The sequence below is a fragment of the Pseudomonadota bacterium genome, assembly GCA_030859565.1.
In the GTDB taxonomy this organism is placed as follows: Bacteria; Pseudomonadota; Gammaproteobacteria; order JACCXJ01; family JACCXJ01; genus USCg-Taylor.
Window position 1 is genome coordinate 1 of the sequence record JALZJW010000273.1, and the last position, 2421, is coordinate 2421.

2 protein-coding genes are annotated in these 2421 nt (G+C 59.0%); both read left to right on the plus strand.

What is annotated here, in order from left to right:
* On the plus strand, nucleotides 1-825 hold an 825-nt coding region (locus tag M3436_20645), incomplete at its 5' end, for a hypothetical protein (GenBank protein ID MDQ3566377.1).
* A complete protein-coding gene (locus M3436_20650; protein MDQ3566378.1) occupies nucleotides 818-1708 on the plus strand; it encodes a hypothetical protein in 891 nt (296 codons plus the stop codon). The genes M3436_20645 and M3436_20650, both read left to right, overlap by 8 nt.
* Nucleotides 1709-2421: the final 713 nt, after the last annotated feature.

Consider the following 2421-nt stretch of genomic DNA (forward strand, 5'->3'; position numbering starts at 1 on the left):
CTCTTGCGGTTAGCTGGACTGGCTGGACTGATCGTGTTGGTTGCGTCTGCTTTCGGCTCTCGCCGGAAGAAGACGACGACGGCCGAAGTCCAAGATTTTGAACGCGGACCGGGAAGCGAACTCGGACACTTCATTGAAGTAATCAATCGCGTCAACAATGAGTCCGACGAAGAATACGTAGCGTCTTTGGCGCAGCTTCGCGAAGCGAAGGACAACGTCCTCAAGGAATCGCGAGCGATTCTTACCGGACACACTAACGCTTCGTTTGCGGTCCGTCACTCGACGTTGCTGGCAGTTGCCGCGCTTCGAGATGGGTCGGCCCTCGACCTGTTGAGCGAGGTGGCACTCAATCCTCAACCGCTCCCGCCCGATCCGCCGCCTGACATCCGGGTGCTGCAGGGCCATGGTTCGCAAGAGCGGGTGGAGCAAAACATGCTCGCGCTCGATGCACTCGATGGCATCGTGGGCCTTGCCGATGACGGCTATGCTCCGGCGCTCGATGTACTGTTTCGGGCGACAACAACCGGTTCGCTTACCGTCCGGACCGTGGCGCTGGCGGCGCTGGCGGCACGGCCGGAGCGCGAAGATATGCTGGAACGGGCTAGAGCGGCCCTGCCGGCTGAACTGCGCCACCTCGGCCTAACCCGCTTTGCATCGGTGCGCGACGTGCCGCAAGTCCGCGATCCGCGGGTGCATCTGGCGCGACCGGAGAGTGGCGGCCCCTCGGCGCCGCCACTGCCCGGTGACGAAGACGCCCATCCCCGGTCGGAGCAACGCTGGGCAACCGATGCTCCACGGATTTCCACGGAGGTGTCCCATGGCTGACTGCACTTATCGCGTCCCCGATCTCAACGCGAGCGGCGACGCGCTCTACGGACCGCGCATCTGCAACCAACCGTTCGTCGACTGGGCGTGGGACGTCCATGGCTTCAACGGTGATTACTGGCAGAACGGCTGGGGCTTCGACGATGTCTGCAACATCCGCAAGCCGCTGGCCCGATGTCTCAACGCGATGTGGCTGCTGAACTACTCGGCCGAAGACTACATGAACGAGGACTGGAACAGCGATGCCCTTCACTGGGGGCCGCGTTACGTCCGCGAGCAGTTCAAGCGCTACGACGACCTGCGCGCCGCCTGCGGGGACGGGAGTGCCACGGCGGTCACGACCGGTTGCCAGTGGACGCGGCAGTGGCAGGCCTGGCGATGCACCGCCGGCTATGAGGAAACGAAGCGGGAGTGCCGGTCCTGGTTCATCCTCTTCGCCTGGATCTGCCATATCTATGCCGAGGTGAAGCGCTGGGTCTGCACCGCTTTTGGCTGGGTCACCGAGACCTTTTGCGCCTTGTGGTACGGCACGCTCGGTGGAGGCCAGAACGTCACGCTGACCATTCAGTTCTTCTATCCGGCAGGCGGCGGCAATCGCGACGTGATCTCACGCGCCGGGACACTGATCCATGAGGCTCGCCACATCGGGAACAAGCCGCATGACGCGCAATTCCCCGCAGGTTCCGTCTACGGGGCGGGGGGAGACGGAGCGGATTCTACCTGGCAGTATGAGGGCGCGTGGATGTTCCATGCGCTCTATCTCTGGTGGTTCTATGCGGCTGGCACACGGACCAGCATTGCCATGCGGCAGGCGGCGAAGCAGGAGGCCAACGTCATCCTGTCCAACGCATTCGCAACCGCGCCAGGCTTCGTCGTCCCGTGAGGGATAGCTCCCGCGACTGGGCGCGCCGGACTGGCGACGCGACCATACGGTTTGCACCGGCCGCGCCGGTTGTGCCCGGCCAGGGTCGGTCGACGGAACTGACTTTAGACGAGTATCTGGACAAGTAGCTAAAAATCATCAAGCCCAGCGTTGCTGAACAAACCTTTAATAGCTACGAAACAATGTTGCGGCTTCACATTCGCCCGCGAATGGATGTGTGAACGGCGATCCGACGTTTGAAGAGCTGAAAACTCGGCTCGCGCCGCATGGGATTGATATTATTTCGCGGCGTTTTCTGGTTTATTCAAAAAAGACCGATCCGCAAATGCGAGTTTCCGAAGCGTTAAAATCGCGATGGCGATTGCGGCGCAGACGCACATTTATCAACTTCCAGGCAGAACCATCGTGGACGCGACAATAGGCACACAAAACAAAAAAGGCAGGCAATATAGCTTGTCTTTCTTGTTTGTAAACTATTGAAATTATTGAATCTATTGGTGGAGTCGAGGAGGATCGAACCCCTGTTCTAATCTAGTCTTAAAAAACTAAAGTTTCTTTTACGCGCGCCGTTAAAGTTTATTGCGCAAAGTTTATCCGCCGCAAGATATTTTTGAAACGCTCCTCCGAGCGCAACTTGTCGAAATTAGGATCAATTTTAAGCCAAATCAATTCCGTCGTATGATCTTCGCAAGCCTTCTCCAGCCATTCCAGAG